Genomic DNA, 21,231 nt, shown 5'->3' on the forward strand with positions numbered 1-21,231 from the left:
TGCGCAAAGTGCCGCCATGACAAACAGCTATGATAAAGGCCGCCTCGACCTGCCCTTCGTGGGCATCTCGACCTTTGGCAAACGCCCCTATGTCGCGGATTGGAGCACACTGGACGCGGATGTGGCGATCCTTGGTGCGCCGTTTGACGCAGGCACCCAGTGGCGGTCGGGTGCACGGTTTGGACCGCGCGCGGTGCGCGAGGCGTCGACCCTGTTCAGCTTTGGGCACGCAGGCGCCTATGATCACGAGGACGACGCAACCTACCTGCCCGAGACAGTGCGAATTGTGGACATGGGCGACGCGGACATCATCCACACCGACACGACCGGCTCGCACGCCAATATTGAAACCGGTGTGCGCGCGGCGCTCAAGGCCGGGGCCTTGCCCGTCACTATCGGCGGTGATCATTCGGTCAACATCCCCTGCATCCGCGCCTTTGACGACCAGGGCGACATCCACATCCTGCAAATCGACGCGCATCTGGATTTCGTCGACGAACGGCACGGGGTGCGCCACGGACACGGCAACCCGATGCGTCGCGCGGCTGAATGCGACTACGTCACGGGCCTCACCCAGGTGGGTATCCGCAATGTCAGCTCCACCGCCAAGGAAGGCTATGCCGACGCGCGTGCGATGGGGTCCGACATCCTGTCCGTACGGCAGGCGCGCGCGCTTGGGCCGAAGGCGCTGATCGACCGCATCCCGGCCGGTGCGCGGCTCTACATCACCATCGACATCGACGCCTTCTGCCCCTCCATCGCGCCGGGCACCGGTACGCCCAGCCATGGCGGGTTTCTCTATTACGACGTGCTCGAGATGTTGCAGGCAGCCGCACAGCGACACGACATCGTGGGCATCGATCTGGTCGAAGTCGCACCCGACTACGACCCCACAGGATCGACCGCGATCCTGGCCGCGCAGGTGCTGATGAACCTGCTGGGTTTTGTCTTCCACGCCCGCGCAGCCGCCGCAGACGTCTGAACCGCGAAAAAACTGACGCGGCCAACCCAAGCGATGTCGTTTGGCACCTTTCCCCTGACAGCGCGCCGACTATTGTAGCGTCAACCAAGACCACTGAGGCCGACATGAGCACTGACCCACTCGTTGTTTTTACACCTTCCGGCAAGCGCGGGCATTTCCCCGTGGGCACGCCGATCCTGACAGCGGCCCGGCAACTGGGCGTGGACCTCGATTCCGTCTGCGGCGGGCGCGGCATCTGCTCCAAATGTCAGGTCACGCCGGGTCTGGGTGAATTTCCCAAACACGGGGTCACGGTCGCCACGGATGCCTTGTCAGACTGGAACGCGGTCGAGGAACGCTACAAGTCCAAGCGCGGTATGATCGACGGGCGCCGCCTCGGATGTCAGGCAACGGTGCAGCGCGACGTGGTCATCGACGTGCCGCCTGAAAGCCAGGTGCACAAGCAGGTCGTGCGCAAGCGGGCCGAGGCGCGGGATATTGTGATGAACCCGTCGACCAAGCTCTATTATGTCGAGGTGCAGGAACCGGACATGCACGAGCCGTCCGGCGATCTGGAACGCCTGGTCCGCGCCATCGAGGCCGATTGGGGCATCACAAACATCCACGCGGATCTGCATATCCTGCAAATCCTGCAGCCTGTCCTGCGCAAGGGCGATTGGAAGGTCACCGTTGCCATCCACCTCGGCGACAACGCGAACGCGCCGCGCATCATGCACATCTGGCCGGGCTATTATGACGGGGTGGTCTACGGTCTTGCCGTCGATCTGGGTTCCACAACCATTGCCGCGCATCTGTGCGATCTGACAAACGGTGCAGTGGTCGCGTCCTCCGGCATCATGAACCCCCAGATCCGCTTTGGCGAAGACCTGATGAGCCGGGTCAGCTATGGCATGATGAACGCAGGCGGCGCGGGCGAAATGACCGCGGCCGTGCGCGAGGGGATGAACGCGCTTTTTACCCAGATCGCCAGCGAGGCGCAGATCGACAAGGGCCTGATCGTGGACGCCGTGTTTGTCTGCAACCCGGTGATGCACCACCTGTTTCTGGGTATTGATCCGTTCGAGCTGGGCCAGGCGCCCTTTGCGCTTGCCACATCGGATGCGCTGCGCATGCGGGCCGACGATCTGGATCTCAACATCCACCCGTCTGCGCGCGTCTACATCCTGCCCTGCATCGCGGGGCACGTGGGCGCGGATGCCGCCGCCGTAGCCCTGTCCGAAGCGCCCGACAAATCGGACGACCTCGTGCTGGTCGTCGACGTGGGCACCAACGCCGAGATTCTGCTGGGCAACACCGAAAAGGTGCTGGCCTGCTCCTCGCCCACCGGCCCCGCTTTTGAAGGTGCACAGATTACCTCCGGCCAGCGGGCGGCGCCGGGTGCCATTGAACGGGTCGAGATTGACCCTGTAAGCAAGGAGCCGCGCTTTCGCGTGATAGGCGTCGATCTGTGGTCCGACGAAGACGGATTCGAAGAGGCCACCGCCGCCAGCGGCATCACGGGTATCTGTGGGTCCGGCATCATCGAGGCGATTGCAGAGATGCGGCTTGCGGGCCTCCTCGATGCCTCGGGCCTGATCGGCAGCGCAGAACAGACCGGCTCCGCCCGGTCCATCGCGGACGGGCGCACACATTCCTATCTGCTGCATGACGGATCCGCCACGGGCGGGCCCCGCATCACCGTGACCAACCCGGACATCCGTGCGATCCAAATGGCCAAGGCTGCCCTTTATTCAGGCGCGCGCCTGCTCATGGACAAGTTCGGCGTCGAAAAAGTCGACCGTGTTGTGCTGGCCGGTGCTTTTGGCGCACATATCTCGCCCAAACATGCTATGGTGCTTGGCATGATCCCGGACGCTCCGCTTGACAAGGTCACATCCGCTGGCAATGCGGCCGGAACCGGCGCGCGTATTGCCCTACTCAACCGCGATGCGCGCGGCGAGATAGAAGAGACGGTGCGCCGTATCCACAAGATTGAAACCGCCATCGAACCACGGTTTCAGGAGCATTTCGTCAATGCCTCCGCGATCCCCAATGCGACCGACCCGTTTCCGGTGCTGAATTCGGTCGTCACACTGCCCGACGTCAGCTTCAACACTGGCGGCGACACTCAGGGTGGCGGCCGCAGGCGGCGCAGACGCGCATGACCAACGACGATCAGGAAACCTTCTGGAATACTTCTGCCGGTCCGGCCTGGGTGTTCCTGCAGGCACAGATGGACACTCTGATGCAGCCGGTGCTCGACACCTTGCTGGACACGGCCGTACTGCGCCCCGGCGACCGGGTGCTGGACGTGGGCTGCGGCACTGGCGCAAGCGTGATCGAGGCCGCCGCACGTGTGGGCGATCAGGGCCACGTCACCGGGGCCGACATCGCTGACACCATGCTGGATCTGGCGCGCGACCGGCTGGTCGACCACCCCAACACCACGCTGATCAAGGTCGATGTCCAGACCCATGCTTTTGAACCGGCGAGCTTTGACGCGGTGATTTCCCGGTTCGGGGTCATGTTTTTTGACGACACGGTCGCGGCCTTCGCCAACATGCGCACGGCACTGAAGCCGAACGGCGCGATGACCTTGGCCACATGGGCCAGCCCCGCTGACAACCCATGGTTCATGGAACCGGCGCACGCTGCCCGCGAGATCCTCGGCCCGATGCCCAAGGTTGACCGCACCCTCCCCGGCCCCTTCGCCTTCGAGGACCCGGCGCGCATCATACCGCAGCTGGAACAGACCGGTCTGAGCGACGTGCACGTGACGACACATGGCCTGCCCCTGACACCGCGCGGCAGTCTCAAGGACGTGGCCGACCTCTGCTGCCGCATCGGGCCCGCGGACAGCGCACTGCAATACTTTGATGCCTCCGACAATGAGCGCGCCGCCGTGGCCGATGCGATCGCACTTCGGTTCGCGCAATATGACGGCCCCGATGGCCTCAGGATCCCGGCCAGCATTCACCTGTACGAGTGCAGCAATCCCGCCTGACGGCCCTTGACGCAGCCGCCCGGGCCGCCTATCCCCGCGCCAAGGGCGGGTATGGTGAAAAGGTATCACGGCAGCTTCCCAAGCTTTAGTTACGGGTTCGATTCCCGTTACCCGCTCCAGTCTCCCGCAGCTCTGACCATCACAGGCCCGTGCGCGGCGGTTATTTGGCTTGCACTTGATGCACAATAACGCCAAATCCCTGTCATCATGGGCAAGCAGACCACCCCTCCAACCCGCTTCTGGACCATTGCGACCGACCGCACGGTGGTGGCCCGCGCCTTCAAGATCGCCCTGATCGTCGGCACGGTCATTGCGTTGATCAATCACGGCGACAAGGTTGCGACAGGGGCGATGACCGGCATCGACTGGCTCAAATGCGCCCTGACTTTTCTTGTGCCCTATTCCGTCTCAACCTATTCTTCGGTGATGGCAGTCCGGGACCGGCTGCAAAGCCTTGGAAACGACTGATCCGTGAACATCCTCTTTATCATGTATGACCAGCTGCGGTTCGATTACCTCAGCTGCGCCGGACACCCACACCTGCACACACCCAACTTCGACCGCGTCGCGGCCATGGGTGTGCGGTTTACAAACGCCTATGTCCAATCGCCCATCTGCGGCGGCTCGCGCATGTGCTACTATACGGGCCGGTATGCGTCCTCGCACGGCGCCCACTGGAACAAGTTTCCCCTGCGCGTGGGTGAACACACGCTGGGCGACCATCTGCGCAAGATCGGCATGTCCTGTCACCTGATCGGCAAGACGCATATGAAGGCGGATGCAGAGGGCATGGCGCGTCTGGGCCTTGATCCCGACAGCGTCATCGGTGTGCGCACCTCGGAATGCGGGTTTGATCCGTGGGTGCGGGATGACGGGCTCTGGGCGCAAGGCCCAGACGGATTTTATGACGACAAGACAAGCCCCTATAACGAATACCTCAAGTCAAAGGGGTATGACGGCGAAAACCCGTGGGCCGACTATGCCAATGCTGGAATCCGTGATGGCCAAATCGCCAGTGGCTGGATGTTCGACAACACCGACCTGCCCGCCAATATCCGCGAGGAAGACAGCGAAACGCCCTGGCTCACCGGTGAGGCGATACGTTTCATCGATCAGGCCGAGGGGCCCTGGTGCGCGCATCTGAGCTATATCAAGCCGCACTGGCCCTATATCGTGCCCGAACCCTATGCGTCCATGTATGGCCCCGAACACGTGGCCCCCGCGAACCGCGATGCAGGCGAACGTGACGACGCGCACCCGGTCTTTGACGCGTTCATGAACGGCCCCGTAGGGCGCGCGTTTTCGGATGACGAAGTGCGCGCCAAGGTCATCCCGGCCTATATGGGCCTGATCAAGCAATGCGACGATCAACTGGGCCGCCTGCTCGACCATCTGGAGGCTACCGGACAGATGCAAAGCACGATGATCGTACTGACATCGGATCACGGCGACTATCTGGGCGATCATTGGCTGGGCGAAAAGAACCTGTTTCACGAACCTTCGGTCAAGGTCCCGATGATCGTCTATGACCCGCGCGGCCACGCCGACGGCACGCGCGGCACCACATCCGAAGCTCTGGTCGAATCCATCGACATCGCGGCGACCTTTATCGAGGCCGCAGGCGGCACCGTGCCGGATCATATCGTCGAGGGTCGCAGCTTGATGCCATGGCTGCGTGGCGAGACACCAGACTGGCGCGACTATGTCATCTCCGAATATGACTTCAGCGCGCAGCCACCCGCAGCGCGCTTTGGTCTGGCCCCGCGGGATTGCCGTTTGTTCATGGTCTTTGACGGGCGCTACAAGCTGATGCACTGCGCGTCGGACACGATGCGGCCCATGTTGTTTGACCTCCAAGACGATCCCGAGGAACACGTGGATCTGGCCAAGACGGATACCCATGTGGATGTGATCGCGCGCCTGACAGGCCATCTGCACGACTGGGGCCTGCGCATGTCGCAGCGCACCACCATATCCGAAGCGGATATCGCGGCCTCTCGCGGGGCGTCCTTGGCCAAGGGCGTCCTGCCCTTTCTCAAGGACGGCACTGAGGTGGAGGCACGCCTGACCGAAAAATACCGCGGCCCTGTCCGCCAGAACCACCTTCCCGACTAAAGCGTCCCGAGCGGAGGGCGCGTCGGCAAGGATGCGCCTATTTTTCCCGCAAAGCGGGAACAGTTTTACCCAAGGCAGTTGGACCTGTCACAAATGTTTTGGGATCGCCCGCTAGAGAGCGCCTCACGCAGCACTGCGTGAAAATCCAGCCATATGGGAGCCAGGAATGAAAGATATCGACCAAGCCGAGTTGTCCCCCGACGATTGGGACGAACTGCACTTTCCCCGCGCAGATCACAGCGCCTTCGATGACGTCGTCGAGACGGCGATCTCGCGCCGCGGGTTCGTGAATGGCGTTCTGGCGTTCGGCTCAGGTGCTGCGGTTATGGGCACGTCGATGCTGCGCGGGACGACCGCGATGGCCGGGCAATCGGACCGCTTTGCCTTTGAACAGCTGCCTATCCAGACAGACGGCACCGTCCACGTGCCCGAAGGCTACGAATGGAAGGTGCTGGTGCGCTGGGGCGATCCGCTCTTTTCCGACGCGCCCGCCTTTGATCCGGCCACGGGCATTCCCACCGAAGGATCCGACCGTGTGTTCGGCGAAAACACCGACGGAATGGAGCTGTTCAATATCGGCGGCGGCACCGAACTGATCGCGGTGAACAGCGAATATGTGAACACCAAGACCAACTTGCCCGAAAACGAGGGCGGCAAACCTGCGTCGGCAGGTGACGTCCAGCGGCTCCAGAACTTCCAAGGTGTGTCGGTGATGGAAGTCACCGAAGGCGCAAACGGCTGGGAGGTCGTCGTCGACAGCCCTTACAACCGCCGCATCCACCACAACACACCGATGAAGATCGACGGGCCAGCCGCCGGGCATGACCTATTGAAAACCGATGCCGACCCCACGGGGACCGCATCGCTTGGTACATTCAACAACTGCGGTTCTGGCCGCACGCCCTGGGGCACGTATCTGACCTGCGAAGAAAACTTCAACGGCTACTTCGGCGCGACCGAAGAACCGACGCTGGACGAAGCCACCGCCGCAGGGTTCAAACGCTACGGCGTCAAGACGGATGTGGATCCGGGCCGCTACAACTACCACGGCTTTGACGCGCGCTTTGACATCTCCAAGAACCCGAACGAACCGCATCGCGCGGGCTATATCGTCGAGATTGACCCAAGCGATCCCGACAGCACACCCGTCAAGCATACCGCACTGGGCCGGTTCAAACACGAAAACGCCGCCTGCGCGCTGACCCCGGATGGCCGTGTCGCCGTCTATATGGGCGACGATGAACGGGGCGAGTTCATGTACAAATGGCTGAGCCGTGACAAATACGTCCCCGGTGGCGACACCTCGACCCTGCTGAGCGAGGGCCAACTCTTTGTGGCCCGGTTCGACATCGACATGTCCGGTGAATGGGTCGCGCTGACACCCGCCGCCACAGGCATGACCGAGGCCGAGATCGCCATCTTCAGCCGTATGGCCGCCTCCAAGGTGGGGGCCACCACCATGGACCGTCCCGAATGGGTCGCCGTGAACCCCCAGGCGGTCGAGGGCTATTGCTGCCTGACCAACAACAAGAACCGCGGGCTCAAGCCGAATGCGGGCGGTGATGACACGTCCCCCAACGGGCCGAACCCGCGCGAGGCCAACAAATATGGCCAGATCGTGCGCTGGCGTCCCCACGGGGACACCCACGCCGCCAACACCTTTGACTGGGACCTTTACGTGATGGCGGGCAACCCGACCAATCAGCAAGGCGCCTACAAGGGGTCGTCCAACATCAACGCGGGCAACATGTTCAACTCGCCCGACGGGATGCAGTTCGACAGCACTGGCATCATGTGGATCCAGACGGACGGTGATGACGACAACGAAGGTGACTTTGCCGGCATGGGCAATAACCAGATGCTGGCGGGCGACCCAGTTACCGGTGAAATACGCCGTTTCCTGACGGGCCCGAACGGGTCCGAGGTGACGGGCCTGACGTGGTCGGCCGACCGCCGCACGATGTTCGTGGGCATCCAGCACCCCGCCGCACCATTCCCGGATGGCGACGGGTCCCTGCCCCGGTCGTCCATCGTGGCGGTCAAACGCACCGATGGCGCGCTGATCGGGTGATCGGCAAAGGCTAAATGATTTCAGGTGCCCTGCACGGGGCACCTGAGCACCAAGGAGTTCAATCGATAAGAACGTCGCCGAACGCCTCACGCAGGTTGCGCTTGAGCACCTTGCCGGTCGCATTGCGCGGCAATACGTCGGTGAACACCACCTTGTCCGGGATCTGCCATTTGGCGATCTTGTCGTCAAAGATTGACAGCACCTCGGCCTCGGACGGGTTTTGCCCCTCCGCCGCCACGGCAATCAGCACCGGCCGTTCATCCCATTTCTCGTGCCGCGCACCGATCACGGCGGCATCCGCCAGTCCGGGATGCGCGATGGCGATGTTCTCAAGATCGACCGACGAAATCCACTCGCCGCCTGACTTGATGATGTCCTTGGATCGGTCCTTGATCGACAGATAGCCGTCCGCGTCGATGGTCGCGACGTCGCCCGTGTCGAACCACCCGTCTGTCAGCGTCTCGTCGCGCGACTTGAGGAAATAGCTGTTGAGGATCCAGTGCCCGCGCACCATCAGCGCGCCCTGCGCCTGACCGTCATGCGGCAGCGGCTGGCCTGTGTCGTCCATGATCTCCAACTCGACACCCCAGGGCGCGCGGCCCTGGTTTTCGCGCAGGGCGTGCTGTGCCTCGATCGGCAGGTCCGCGTGTTTGGCGAGCGGCTGGTTGGAGGTGCCCAGGGGCGACATCTCGGTCATGCCCCAGGCGTGGATCAGTTCGACACCATATTGCTCGCGGAACGCTGTGATCATCGACGGCGGGCACGCGGAGCCGCCAACAACGGTGCGCTCCAAGCTCTCCAGCCGCGATCCCGACGCCTTGGCCTCGCCCAGCAGGCCCAGCCAGATCGTCGGCACACCAAGCGCAATGTTGACCCGGTGCGTATCGATCAGCTTGACCAGTGATGGCCCGTCAAGACCCGGCCCCGGCATCACCATCCGCGCACCCACCTGCGCGCAGGCATAGGGCGTGCCCCACGCGTTCACATGGAACATGGGCACCACCGGCAACACCACGTCACGCGCCGAGTACCCGATGCAATCGCGCGTGTTGGACGCAAAAGCGTGCAGCACAGTCGACCGGTGCGAATACAGCACCCCTTTGGGGTTGCCGGTCGTGCCGGATGTGTAGCACAGCGAAGAGGCGATGTTTTCGTCGAACTCGGGCCAGGCAAAATCGGGCGCACCCTTGGCGATCAGTTCGTCATAGAATTCGAGGCCGTCGATCTCGGCCGCCAAGGCATCGTCGCGTCCCTCCATCAGAACGATATGCGCCACGCCGGGGATCTTGTCGCGGATCGCCTTGACCAGCGGGACAAAGGTGCGGTCGATAAACAGCACCCGATCTTCGGCGTGGTTGATGATATACACCAACTGTTCGGGAAAGAGCCGCGGGTTGATCGTGTGGCACACAAGACCCGCGCCCGACACGCCGAAGTAGATCTCGAGATGGCGGCGGTTGTTCCACGCGATGGTCGCGCAGCGCGCCTGCGGCCCGAGACCCAGTTGCGTCAGCGCGTCGCCCAGCTGGTGCGCATTGGCGCCGACCTGCCCCCAATTTACCATCTCCACCCCGCCAGCGGTGTTGACCGACACGATCTCTGTCTCGGCATGGTATCGCGCCGCATGGTCGACCAGTGACTGAATGGTCAGCGGATAGTTCATCATTTGGCCAAGCATCGGCGCCTCCCTGCGTATTTTGTCATGCGGGACCGCCGCGCCAATCGCGCGGGTGATCCTCCCCTGCGGGCAACCCTGCCAAGGGGCGGTCATCCATGCAAGTGCGGCGTGACGCGCGGCGCGCTTTCCCTTGCGCCAAGCAAGTCGCCGGGGATCAGTCGCGGTTGGCGTGCAGATAGGCGACAAGCGCCTGGGTCGACCCGTCCTTGTCATGGGCCGTGGCCGTGCCCTCGATCACCGGTTGCAAAGCCGTGGCCAATTCCTTGCCCAGCTCGACGCCCCACTGGTCGTAGGAATTGATGCCAAGGATCACCCCTTCAACAAACACCCGGTGCTCATAAAGCGCGATGATCTGGCCCAGCGTGAACGGATCCAGCTTGGGATAGATCAGCGTGGTGGATGGCCTGTTGCCCGCAAAGACGCGATGTGCCGCTTGCCGCTCCAGTTCCGCGCCCTCGAACTTGTCCACGACCTTGGCGCGTGCCTCGTCAAGGTTGCGCCCCCTCAAAAGCGCCTCCGATTGGGCAAAGCAGTTGGCAACCAGCAGATCGTGGTGATGTTTCAACTCGTCCTCGTGACCGGCGCAGGCCACAAGAAATTCGCACGGGATCACAGCAGTGCCCTGATGGATAAGTTGGTAAAACGCGTGTTGCCCGTTGGTGCCGGGTGCGCCCCAGACAACCGGCCCGCTTTCGACGGGCAACGGCGCGCCTGCCATGTCCACCGATTTGCCGTTCGATTCCATTTCCAGCTGTTGCAGATAGTTGGGCAGCTGGCCCAACCGCTGGTCATAGGGAAGGACCGCACGCGTGGCGTGGCCCAGAACCTGACGGTGCCAGATGCCCACGAGCGCCAGCATCAGCGGCATGTTCTCGGTGCCGGTCGCGGCACAGAAATGCCGGTCCATGTCTTGGCCGCCACGCAGGAACGCGCGGAACGCATCCGGGCCAATCGCGATCATCAGGCTCAGCCCGATGGGCCCCCACATAGAATAGCGCCCGCCCACCCAGTCTTCGAAACCGAAGACGCGCGACGACGGGATGCCGAAATCCGAGGTCTTGTCCTGTGCGGTCGACAGGGCCGCAAATTGCGTGGCCGGATCGCCGCCATGGTCCGCCATCCATGCCCGCGCGGTGCGCGCGTTGGTCATGGTTTCGATGGTGGTAAATGTCTTCGAGGCCACGATGACAAGCGTAGTCTTGGCATTCAGGCCTTCGAGCACGTCCGCGATGTGCGCACCGTCCACATTGGACACGAAATGGCAACGCGGCCCATCGTGATAGGGCGACAGGGCCTGCACAGCCATCGACGGCCCAAGGTCAGACCCACCGATGCCGATATTCACCACATCCGTGATCGGACCTCCGCGCACCTCGTCCGCATATGTGGCCATCCGATCCAGCGTCTCAAGGACCCCGGGCATGACGTCCGTGCCATCCACGTGCACCGACCCGCCATCCAAGTTGCGCAGAGCGGTGTGCAAAACGGCGCGCCCTTCGGTCTCATTAACCTTTTCACCGGCGAACATCGCATCGCGGCGAGCAGCGACGCCCGCGTCCTCGGCCAATTTCAGCAGCGCGTCACGGGTGCCCGCATCGATATTCGTCTTGGCATAGTCAAAGCGCATGTGCTGCGTCTGAACCGCGAAATCCGCGGCGCGGTCAGCATCGAACAGGTCCAGGATTTTCCGCTCTGCCGCCTGCGCTGCCCGCGCCTTGAGGTCATTCCACATCGTCTTACTCCGCCCAGTGTACCGTCAGCCCGTTTAGCACCACCTTGATCGGTGCCTGCGTCGCATCCAGCGTCTGCGCCCGCTCCAGTGCCGCGCGCTTCTCCGCTCCGTATATGACAAGATGCTTGGCCATCGCACCCGCCAATGCAGGCCCCGACAAAGAAATGCGGGGCTCCTGCCCCGCCACGCTAACCGGTACGACCAGCGGTGCATCATCGGCGAGCATATCGGCCAAACCTTCGGCACCGGGGAAAAGCGACGCGGTGTGCATATCCGCGCCCATGCCGAGGAACAGCACCGAAACCGGCACCTGTTCGGCAAGGCGGTCCGACAGGCCGGGTGCGGCCGACGCAGGCGTCTCGCCATCGGTATAGAACGGCACGAACCGCGCTTCTGCGGCGCGGCTCTGAAACAGGTGCGCGCGCAGCAGCTTGGCATTGGACCGGTCGTGGTCTTCGGGCACCCAGCGTTCGTCGCTCAGCATGACGTGCACCCGATCCCAATCGAGGTCAGCAGCACACAGACTGTCAAAAATCGGCCCCGGAGTCGTGCCTCCGGGCACCACAAAAGAGGCCCACTGGTGCACCAGCAGGCAGTTCTTCAACTCACTGGCAAGAATGTCCGCGACACCCATGGCAAGCAATTCGCGGTCGGGATATTCGATGATGTTCATGGGGCCACCTTGCGCCAGACACGTGTGTCGCGGGCCAGCATCTGCACCGCATCCACGGGGCCCTCGCTGCCGCTGTCATAGGTTTTTGGCACATCGCCGCGTGCTTCCCAACCTTCGATGATCGGATCGGTCCAGGCCCAGGCTGCCTCGACCTCGTCACCGCGCATGAACAGGGTCTGGTTGCCCCGGATCACATCCATGATCAGACGTTCATAGGCATCGGTCTGATCCGCGCCCTCCTCGCCCAGGGCATCCGCGAATGTCATGTCCAAGGGCACGTCCACCAGACGCATCCCACCCGGTCCCGGCTCCTTGATGGTCACGCCCAGCGTGATGCCCTCGTTCGGTTGCAGTCGGATGGACAAGACATTGCGATGATCCTGCTGTTCGCCAAAGATCGAGTGGTTCAACTCCTTGAACACAACGGTGATCTCGCTCGACCGCGCCTTGAGCCGCTTGCCCGTGCGCAGGTAGAACGGCGTGCCCGCCCACCGCCAGTTCGAAATGCCGACCTTCATCGCGATATAGCTTTCGGTGCGCGACCGCGGGTCGCCCGCCTCTTCGCGGTATCCCGGACCCTCGGCACCTGCCTCGTACTGACCGCGCACGATGTGATGCGGCTCGACCGCATCGAGGGCGCGGATCACCTTGAGCTTTTCATCCCGCACCGCGTCGGGATCAAATTTCGACGGCGGCTCCATCGCGATCAGGCACAGCAGCTGCATCAGGTGGTTCTGCACCATGTCGCGCATGGCGCCCGAGCGGTCGTAATATTCGCCACGCCCCCCCACGCCCACGGTCTCGGCCACGGTGATCTGAATGTGATCAACGTATTGGCTGTTCCACAGCGGCTCGAACAGCATGTTGCCAAAGCGCACCGCCATCAGGTTCTGCACCGTCTCCTTGCCCAGGTAATGATCGATGCGGTAAATCTGGCTTTCGTCAAAATACGCAGCCAGATCCCGGTTCAAAGCCTTGGCCGAAGCCAGATCCCGGCCAAACGGTTTCTCCACGACGATACGGGTGGCAGCGTCGGTCATGCCATGGGTGTTCAAGCGCTCGGCCAAGTCGCCGAACAGGCTGGGGCCGACCGAAAAATAGAACGCCCGCACCACGTCGCCGCGCACCATCTCTGCCAGATCCTGCCAGCCCTTTTCGCCGCGCGCGTCGATCGACACATAGTCCAGACGATCCAGAAATTCCTCCAGCGTGCCGTCCTCGCAGGCCCGCGCGCCGCCAAATTCGGCAATCGCCTCGGCGACCATATCCCGGTACCCCGCCGCATCCATGTCCGCCCGTGCGGCACCTATGATGCGCGCATCCTTGGGCATCTGCCCGGCACAGAACCGCCGGAACAACCCCGGCAGGATCTTGCGACGGGCCAGATCGCCCGTACCGCCAAAGATAACTAGATCAAACGGGTCCACCGGAATGACGCGCGACACCATGGTTCTGGCTCCTCAGAATGTTTGCGCAAACATACGCAAGTTCAATGACATACTCAACGCAGGAAACACGCCCCGCCCCCCTTGCGACCATATGCCTATCACAAAGCTGTCAGGGGATCACAGACGCGCTTTCCACTTGCCCCGCGACGCCCTAGGTCTACTGTCACGAAAAACTGACAGGACGGCCCCGATGAAAGACCTCGCAAATCTGGGAAAATTTCAGAACCCTGATGTGACGGCCAAGGGCGAAGACAGGGCCCGCGTGTCGCTGAGCAATCCCGAAACGCTGTGGTTCAACACCGGCACGCTCTGCAACATCGCCTGCACGAATTGCTATATCGAAAGTTCTCCCACCAATGACGCACTGGTCTACCTGACGGCGAATGAGGTGTCGGACTACCTCGACCAGCTTGAAACCCGCGCCTGGAATGTGCGCGAGATTGCTTTTACCGGGGGTGAGCCGTTCATGAACCCCGCCTTTCTCGACATGCTCGGCCGCAGCCTCGTGCGCGGCTATGACGTGCTGGTGCTAACCAACGCTATGGCGCCGATGATGCGACCCAGGATCAAGGAAGGCCTGACCGAACTGGTGGCTACCTATGGCGCCAAGCTCACCTTTAGGATCAGCCTCGATCACCACGCCGCCCACATCCACGACGCCGAACGCGGCGATGGTACATTTGAAAAGACGCTCGCCGGTATCAACTGGCTGGCTTCCATCGGTGCACGGCTGGCCGTGGCCGGTCGTGTCGAAATGGCCGAAAGCGAGACCGAAGCGCGCGCAGGCTATGCCGCACTTTACGCCGGGCATGGCTGGAACATTGATGCGCAGGATCCGAGCATGACCGTTCTGTTTCCCGAAATGGATGAAACGGTCGAGGTGCCGGAAATCACAACCGCCTGCTGGGGCATTCTGGGCAAACATCCCGAGGCCGTCATGTGCGCCTCGTCCCGGATGGTGGTCAAACGCAAGGGCGCCGCGACGCCGGCCGTCCTGGCCTGCACTCTGCTGCCCTATGATCCACAATTCGAGCTGGGCGCGTCGTTGCAGGATGCCGAACGCGACGTATCACTGAACCACCCGCACTGCGCTAAATTCTGCGTCCTCGGCGGCGCCTCCTGCTCCGCCTGACAAGGGGCTCCGGTCCCCCGGGTGTGGTGGGTGGGCGAATTTGCGCAGCAAAGAGTGCACACGCAACACCCGACCCGGTCAGTGCACTGTAAATTCCACGGTCACATGCCGCCACTCCCCCGGCGCAATCATCTTGCGATGGGTAAACCGCACCGAATGCAGCATTCCCTCGATCTCTGCCTTCCAGAAATCGATGAACCGGAACAGTCTCGGATGGTCCGGCGCCAGATCATAATCCTGCCAGACAAACGTATTCAGCACATGCGTATAATCGGGCATGTGATAAAACATCTCTGCCGTCGTCAGCCCATAGCCCTTCAGCATCAATTCAGTCTCGCTTTCCGCCATATTATCTACCTTTCTTGCCTGTTGCCCGCCATCTCACTTCAGCGCAGTTTAATTTTCAATGAAAACAGTTGATTAGCACCGAACACCCACGGCTGCTAACAGCACCACAGCAGCGGCCATTGCACATGATCTGTGGTTTCTGATAGACTGGGACCCAAGATATAGAGCCACGCAAAGAACGGGCAGGCCCACGTGAACGACACGCCACAACCCCCTGAAAACGATGATGAAATGACCCCGCCGGAACGGCCCGCCTATGACGGCCCCACGGTGTCTATCGAACAAGAAATGCGCACGTCCTACCTGGACTATGCCATGTCTGTCATCGTCAGCCGCGCCATTCCCGATCTAAGGGACGGCCTAAAACCTGTGCACCGTCGCATCCTCTATGCCATGCACGAGACGGGCAACAGCCACGACAAGTCCTACCGCAAGTCCGCGCGCCCCGTGGGCGACGTCATGGGGAAATACCACCCTCACGGCGACTCTGCGATCTATGACGCGCTGGTACGGATGGCGCAGGATTTCTCGATGTCGCTGCCGCTGCTGGACGGCCAGGGCAACTTTGGCTCCATGGACGGTGATAACCCCGCCGCCATGCGCTATACCGAGGTGCGGATGGACAAGCCCGCCGCCTTCATCCTCGCCGACATCGACAAGGACACCGTCGATTTTCAGGACAACTATGATGGCAAGGACCGCGAGCCTACGGTTCTGCCCGCGCGTTTCCCCAACATGCTGGTCAACGGTGCGGGCGGCATTGCGGTCGGCATGGCCACCAACATCCCACCGCACAACCTTGGCGAAGTGGTCGACGCCTGCCTGGCCCTGATCGAGGATCCCGACCTGAGCAGCGAACAGCTGATCGACTACGTGCCCGGACCCGACTTCCCCACGGGTGGTATCATGCTGGGCCGCTCCGGCGCGCGTAAAGCCTATCTCGAAGGACGCGGCAGTGTCATCGTCCGCTCCAAGACCCGCGTCGAAGAGATCAGGAAAGACCGCTATGCCATTGTAATCGATGAGATTCCCTATCAGGTGAACAAGGCCACGATGATCGAACGCATCGCCGAGGCCGCGCGCGACAAGCGCATCGAAGGCATCAGCCACGTACAGGACGAATCTGACCGCAACGGTGTGCGCGTCGTCGTCGAACTCAAGCGTGATGCCACCGCCGAGGTGGTATTGAATCAGCTGTTCCGCTTCACGCCGATGCAGACGTCCTTTGGCTGCAACATGCTGGCCCTGAACGGCGGCCGACCTGAACAACTCACGCTGCGCCGTTTTCTCACCAGTTTCATAGACTTCCGCGAGGAAGTTGTCGCGCGCCGCACCGCCTACGAGCTGCGCAAGGCGCGCGAACGCAGCCACATCCTCTGTGGCCTTGCCGTTGCCGTCACCAATATCGACGAGGTCGTGGCGACCATCCGGCAATCCGCCGATGCCGCCGCCGCCCGCGCCAAGCTGATGGAACGCCGCTGGCCTGCGCAGGACATCCTGCCCTACATCGCGCTGATCGACGATCCGACCCACACCGCGAACGAGGACGGCACCTATAACCTCAGCGAGACACAAGCCCGCGCGATCCTCGATCTGCGTCTGCAACGTCTGACCCAGATCGGCGTCAAGGAAGTCACGGACGAACTTGAAGAACTGGCAGGCAAGATCAAGGAATACCTGGAGATTCTGGGCAGCCGCGAACGGATCATGGGCATCATCGGCGACGAGCTGAAGGAAACCCGCGAACTGTTCGCAGTCCCCCGTCGCACCGAGATCGTCGATTGGTCCGGCGACATGGAAGACGAGGATCTGATCGAGCGCGAGGACATGGTCGTGACCGTCACCTCGGGCGGCTATATCAAACGCACGCCGCTCGCCGATTTCCGCAGCCAGAAACGCGGCGGCAAGGGTGTGTCGGGCATGCAGACCAAGGAAGAGGACGTGATCACCACCCTCTTCGTCGCCAATACGCATACGCAACTGCTGTTCTTCACCACCGACGGCATGGTCTACAAGCTCAAGACCTGGCGCCTGCCGCAAGGTGGCCGCACGTCCAAGGGCAAGGCGATTATCAACATCCTGCCGATCCCCCAAGGGGTCAGTATCGCCGCCATCATGCCGGTCGACCGGGATGAAAAGGAATGGGATGACCTGCAGGTCGTCTTTGCCACCGACCACGGCACTGTGCGCCGCAACAAGCTGTCGGATTTCACCAATGTGAAAGCCAACGGCAAGATCGCAATGAAGTTCGAAGGCGACAGCGAAGGCTGGAAGCTGATCAACGCGCGCATTGCCGCCAACGATGATGACGTAATGCTGGTCACAAACGCCGGGCGCGCCATCCGCTTCCGTGCTGACGATGTGCGGGTGTTCAACTCCCGCGCCTCGACCGGTGTGAGGGGGATCAAACTGTCGGGCGACAACCGCGTGGTGTCGATGTCCGTCATTCGGCACTTTGAGGCGACCTCGGACGAACGCGCCGCCTATCTCAAGATGCGCCGCGCCATGGCGGGCATCGCGGACGATCCGGACATGACGGACGACGAAGGCGGAAACGCCGACATGCCATTGCCACAGGACCGCTATGCCGAGATGTCGGCGGCCGAAAACCTGATCCTCACCATCACTGCGGGGGGGGCTGGCAAACTGTCATCCTCGCATGACTACCCCCTGCGCGGACGCGGCGGCATGGGCGTGACGGCATGGGACAAGCGGATGCAGACAGGCGATATCATCGCCTCCTTCCCGGTGGACATGGATGACCAGATCATGCTGGCCACGTCCAAGGGGCAATCGATCCGCGTGCCCGTGGATGGCATCAGCTTCCGCTCGCGCAGCGCGGGCGGGGTCAAGGTCTTCAACACCGGCAAGAATGAAGAAGTCGTCAGCGTCGCATGGATCGCCGATCAGGCGGACGAGGACGCGGAAGAAAGCTGAGCAAAATGAGGAAGGCCGCTTTGGCCTTCCTCCGATATTTATCAGTTGGTTGTGGTTGTGGTCGAATTGTCGGCAGCCAGCGCCAGCAGGACAATCGCAGCGCCTGCAACCGCAGCGCCGGTCGTCAGCGACCCGCCCAGCAATTGCCCATTCACAACGTTCAGACGTTGGCAACGGCGCACAAGCTGCCCACCAACGGTCTCGATGTTGGGACGGCAGTTATAGCTTTCGCCATTCGCACCGACAACCCGCACCGAATAGACCGAGTCGCCCGAGGCCCCCAACACGGTTTGCTGTGTCGTTTCCTGCGCAGCCAAAGGTGCGCCCATCAATGTGGCCGCAACCGCAGCACATAGCATGCGTTTCATTCTGTTCACTCCACTCTTTAGATTACGTTAACCATCAACACGAAAAATGGTTCCGCAACTAAAGGGGAATTCGCCGGATGCTGCGTCACAAATCGTATAGTTGGGTGAACTTCGACGTTAAATAGCCGATCAGGGGGTCTGGTTTCGGCGAGATTCCGCTTGCGCGGGCGATAATATCTGTCGGCGCATAAAGCCCGCCATGTGTCTGAAGGTTGTCACGCAACCAGGTTGTGGCGGCGGATGTATCACCCTGCGCCAGTTGATCGTCGAGCCCCGGAACAGCAGCGCGCAGCGCCTCGTACAGGCATCCGGCATAGACATTGCCAAGGCTGTAGGTCGGGAAATACCCAAACAGACCCACCGACCAGTGCACATCCTGCAAGACGCCATTCGACGCCTTATCAACAGCATAGCCGAAGTCGGCGGCAAACCGGTCATTCCACGCAGGCTCCAGATCGGCCACCTGCAAATCGCCCGCCATCAGCGCACGTTCCAGATCGAACCGCATCAGGACATGCAGGTTGTACTGCACCTCATCCGCCTCGGTGCGGATATAGCCGTCGGACACTTTGTTGACGGCGGCATAGAATGCGTCCTCGTCCGCGATCCCGAAATCGCCAAACGCGTCCCGCATCTGACCGAAAAGCCAGCCGGTGAACGCGCGGCTGCGACCCAGCTGGTTTTCATAGATCCGGCTCTGGCTCTCATGCACCCCCATCGACACGCCACGCCCCAGAGGGGTCAGCAGGTGCTGGCCGTCGATGTTCTGCTCGTAGCAAGCATGCCCGACCTCGTGAATCGTGGAGTAGAAACAGTTGAACGGATCGGCCGGATTGGTGCGTGTGGTGATGCGGACATCCAGGCCAGACCCGGACGAGAATGGATGCACCGCCTTGTCGATGCGGCCATGCCCCATGTCATAGCCAAAGGCCTCCGCCAGCTTGCTGCTCAGCGCCAGTTGCTTGGCCTCGTCAAACGTACCGCTCAGGCCCTTGGGCGCGGGTTTGTCCAGGATTGCGGCACGCAACTCGGTCAGTGCCGGGCGCAATGCGCCAAACATCGCCTCCAGATCGGCAGCGGTCGTGCCGGGCTCGTAGTCGGCCAGCATCGCGTCATAGACGTCGCCACCTGCGGCCAGTGCAGCCCCTTCCTCGCGCTTGAGGCCTACGACCTCTTCGAGCACCGGTGCGAAGGCTGCAAAGTCATCGGCCGCCCGTGCCTCGGCCCAAGCGCCTTGCGCCGCGGATGTCACCCGCGCGATGGTCGCCGCCAGATCCCCCGGCACCTTTGAGGCCCGGTCAAAGCTGCGGCGGATTTCGCGCACACGCGCCGCCCCCACGGCATCCAGCGTCGCAGGATCAATCGCCGCCAGCCAGTCACCCACGCGCGGGTCGGTCCGGCGGGCATGCAAGACGCCCTCCATCGCGGCCATCTCTTCGGCGCGCTGCGGTGCGGCCCCGCGGGGCATGATTGTCTCCTGATCCCACCCCAGCCGCCCGGCCACTTGCGACAAGGCCTGCGTGTCGTGATCAAAGGCCATCAGGTCATCATAAGCAGTCATCGGTCAGGTCCCCCGAATGGATGTGGCAACAGGATATGCAGACAGGAAGCGCGCGCGCAGGATCAACACCCACAGGATCACGGCCAGCAACTGGTGCAGGATCGCCACCTGCCACGGCGCGGCATAGAGAACGGTGACGATACCCAGCACGATCTGCAACGCCATCGCGGCCATGACTGCATTGAATGCAAAACGCGTGCGCGGATGGGCCGAGCGCCGCCCGCGCAGCCATACCACCACCGCAAAAGCAAACAGCAGGTATCCCGTCATCCGGTGCACGAATTGCACCAGACCGGGGCTTTCAAACAGGTTGCGCCACCACGGCTCAAGGATCAACGCCGTCGCTGGAAACACCTGCCCGCCCATCAGCGGCCAATCAGTATAGCTGCGCCCGGCGTCAATCCCCGCCACCAGTGCACCGATCAGGATCTGCAAAAACGCGAAATGCATCAGCCCGGTGGATATGGAGAACAGCCGCGTTTCCTTGCCGCGGCGGGCCTGCATCAGGTCCCGCTCCGCCCGGCCCATGTGAAACACGTACCACGCGATAAAGCCCAGAATGACAAAGGCCAGCCCAAGATGCGTGGCCAACCGGTAGCTTGCCACATCCACCATCCCCTCGCCCGTGGTCACACCGCTGGCCACCATCCACCAGCCAATGGCCCCTTGCAGACCACCCAGCACGCCCAGACCTAGCAGGGGCAGCGTCCAGCCCGTCGGGATCTTGCGCCGCAACAGGAACCACAGGAACCCGATGGCCCAGACAACGCCGATCACGCGGCCCAACTGGCGATGGCCCCATTCCCACCAATAGATCACCTTGAAATCCGACAGCTCCATCCACTGGTTCTGGATGCGAAATTCGTCGATGGCTTGGTATTTCTCGAACTCCGATTGCCAGTCGGCGGCATTCATCGGCGGGATCGCTCCGGTCAGGGGCCGCCACTCGGTGATCGACAACCCGCTGTCGGTGAGGCGGGTCAAACCGCCCACCGCGATCATCAAGACCACCAGCCCGAAAAGGATCATCAGCCACACCCGGATCGCACCTCGTGCGCCACCACGGCCTGCGTCGATCACACCTGCCTGCGCCACCTGTTTCTCGGTGGTGCCCACCTCTTCGAAAATGCTGCGGTTCTTTGCCATGCCAGCCTCATCTGTCGTGTCAGCCGGCAACCTAAGTCCGCAGGGCGGGCGCGTCCA

General features: G+C 62.2%; 16 protein-coding genes and 1 tRNA gene. 9 read left to right on the forward strand and 8 right to left on the reverse strand.

What is annotated here, in order from left to right; all coding sequences use genetic code 11:
* The first annotated feature begins 16 nt into the window (after positions 1–16).
* The 7 genes from speB (at position 17) to Q0949_RS06530 (ending at position 8,151) form a co-directional block, all read left to right on the forward strand.
* Positions 17–982, forward strand: a complete 966-nt coding sequence (gene speB / locus Q0949_RS06500) for an agmatinase (RefSeq protein WP_299369856.1) — start codon at positions 17–19, stop codon at positions 980–982.
* A gap of 104 nt (positions 983–1,086) precedes the next feature.
* Positions 1,087–3,126, forward strand: a complete 2,040-nt coding sequence (locus tag Q0949_RS06505) for an ASKHA domain-containing protein (protein WP_299369858.1) — start codon at positions 1,087–1,089, stop codon at positions 3,124–3,126.
* On the forward strand, positions 3,123–3,965 hold the full coding sequence (locus Q0949_RS06510; protein ID WP_299369860.1) for a class I SAM-dependent methyltransferase: 843 nt from the start codon (positions 3,123–3,125) through the stop codon (positions 3,963–3,965). The genes Q0949_RS06505 and Q0949_RS06510 overlap by 4 nt, the downstream gene beginning before the upstream one ends.
* A gap of 45 nt (positions 3,966–4,010) precedes the next feature.
* Positions 4,011–4,084, forward strand: a tRNA-Gly gene (locus Q0949_RS06515).
* 88 nt (positions 4,085–4,172) lie between these two features.
* Positions 4,173–4,433, forward strand: coding sequence for a nitrate/nitrite transporter NrtS (gene nrtS / locus Q0949_RS06520; protein WP_299369862.1), 261 nt, complete (start codon positions 4,173–4,175; stop codon positions 4,431–4,433).
* Positions 4,434–4,436: 3 nt separating this feature from the next.
* The gene (locus Q0949_RS06525; RefSeq protein WP_299369864.1) at positions 4,437–6,080 is read left to right on the forward strand and encodes a sulfatase-like hydrolase/transferase; all 1,644 of its coding nucleotides are present in this window, start codon (positions 4,437–4,439) and stop codon (positions 6,078–6,080) included.
* 166 nt (positions 6,081–6,246) lie between these two features.
* Positions 6,247–8,151, forward strand: a complete 1,905-nt coding sequence (locus Q0949_RS06530) for a PhoX family phosphatase (protein WP_299369866.1) — start codon at positions 6,247–6,249, stop codon at positions 8,149–8,151.
* A gap of 58 nt (positions 8,152–8,209) precedes the next feature.
* On the opposite strand, the gene Q0949_RS06535 is transcribed toward Q0949_RS06530, so the two are convergent.
* The 4 genes from Q0949_RS06535 to zwf form a co-directional block, all read right to left on the reverse strand.
* A complete protein-coding gene (locus Q0949_RS06535; RefSeq protein WP_299369868.1) occupies positions 8,210–9,829 on the reverse strand; it encodes a long-chain-fatty-acid--CoA ligase in 1,620 nt (539 codons plus the stop codon).
* A 154-nt stretch (positions 9,830–9,983) separates the two neighbouring features.
* Positions 9,984–11,561, reverse strand: coding sequence for a glucose-6-phosphate isomerase (gene pgi, locus Q0949_RS06540; RefSeq protein WP_299369870.1), 1,578 nt, complete (start codon positions 11,559–11,561; stop codon positions 9,984–9,986).
* A 4-nt stretch (positions 11,562–11,565) separates the two neighbouring features.
* The gene (gene pgl, locus Q0949_RS06545; protein ID WP_299369872.1) at positions 11,566–12,234 is read right to left on the reverse strand and encodes a 6-phosphogluconolactonase; all 669 of its coding nucleotides are present in this window, start codon (positions 12,232–12,234) and stop codon (positions 11,566–11,568) included.
* Positions 12,231–13,682: a glucose-6-phosphate dehydrogenase gene (gene zwf / locus Q0949_RS06550; RefSeq protein ID WP_299369874.1), complete on the reverse strand. Its 1,452-nt coding sequence runs from the start codon at positions 13,680–13,682 to the stop codon at positions 12,231–12,233. Before zwf ends, pgl begins: the two co-directional genes overlap by 4 nt.
* 190 nt (positions 13,683–13,872) lie before the next feature.
* On the opposite strand from zwf, the gene Q0949_RS06555 reads away from it, so the two are divergent.
* A complete protein-coding gene (locus Q0949_RS06555; RefSeq protein ID WP_299369876.1) occupies positions 13,873–14,814 on the forward strand; it encodes a radical SAM protein in 942 nt (313 codons plus the stop codon).
* 78 nt (positions 14,815–14,892) lie between these two features.
* Here Q0949_RS06555 and Q0949_RS06560 read toward each other — a convergent pair whose 3' ends face one another.
* Positions 14,893–15,162 carry an usg protein gene (locus Q0949_RS06560; protein WP_299369877.1) on the reverse strand — a complete coding sequence of 90 codons (270 nt, stop codon included), beginning with the start codon at positions 15,160–15,162 and terminating at the stop codon, positions 14,893–14,895.
* 231 nt (positions 15,163–15,393) lie between these two features.
* Here Q0949_RS06560 and gyrA point away from each other — a divergent pair, with 231 nt between their 5' ends.
* Positions 15,394–18,099 (forward strand): DNA gyrase subunit A, encoded by a 2,706-nt coding sequence (gene gyrA / locus Q0949_RS06565; RefSeq protein WP_299369879.1) that lies wholly within the window; start codon positions 15,394–15,396, stop codon positions 18,097–18,099.
* A 41-nt stretch (positions 18,100–18,140) separates the two neighbouring features.
* On the opposite strand, the gene Q0949_RS06570 is transcribed toward gyrA, so the two are convergent.
* The 3 genes from Q0949_RS06570 to ctaA all read right to left on the reverse strand — a co-directional run bounded on the left by Q0949_RS06570 (position 18,141) and on the right by ctaA (position 21,174).
* Complete coding sequence (locus Q0949_RS06570) at positions 18,141–18,467, reverse strand: hypothetical protein (protein ID WP_299369881.1); 327 nt, start codon at positions 18,465–18,467, stop codon at positions 18,141–18,143.
* An 85-nt stretch (positions 18,468–18,552) separates the two neighbouring features.
* Positions 18,553–20,028: a carboxypeptidase M32 gene (locus Q0949_RS06575; protein ID WP_299369883.1), complete on the reverse strand. Its 1,476-nt coding sequence runs from the start codon at positions 20,026–20,028 to the stop codon at positions 18,553–18,555.
* A 3-nt stretch (positions 20,029–20,031) separates the two neighbouring features.
* Positions 20,032–21,174: a heme A synthase gene (gene ctaA, locus Q0949_RS06580; protein ID WP_299369885.1), complete on the reverse strand. Its 1,143-nt coding sequence runs from the start codon at positions 21,172–21,174 to the stop codon at positions 20,032–20,034.
* Between the last annotated feature and the right edge of the window lie 57 nt (positions 21,175–21,231).

Source organism: uncultured Tateyamaria sp. (assembly GCF_947487805.1).
Lineage (GTDB): Bacteria > Pseudomonadota > Alphaproteobacteria > Rhodobacterales > Rhodobacteraceae > Tateyamaria.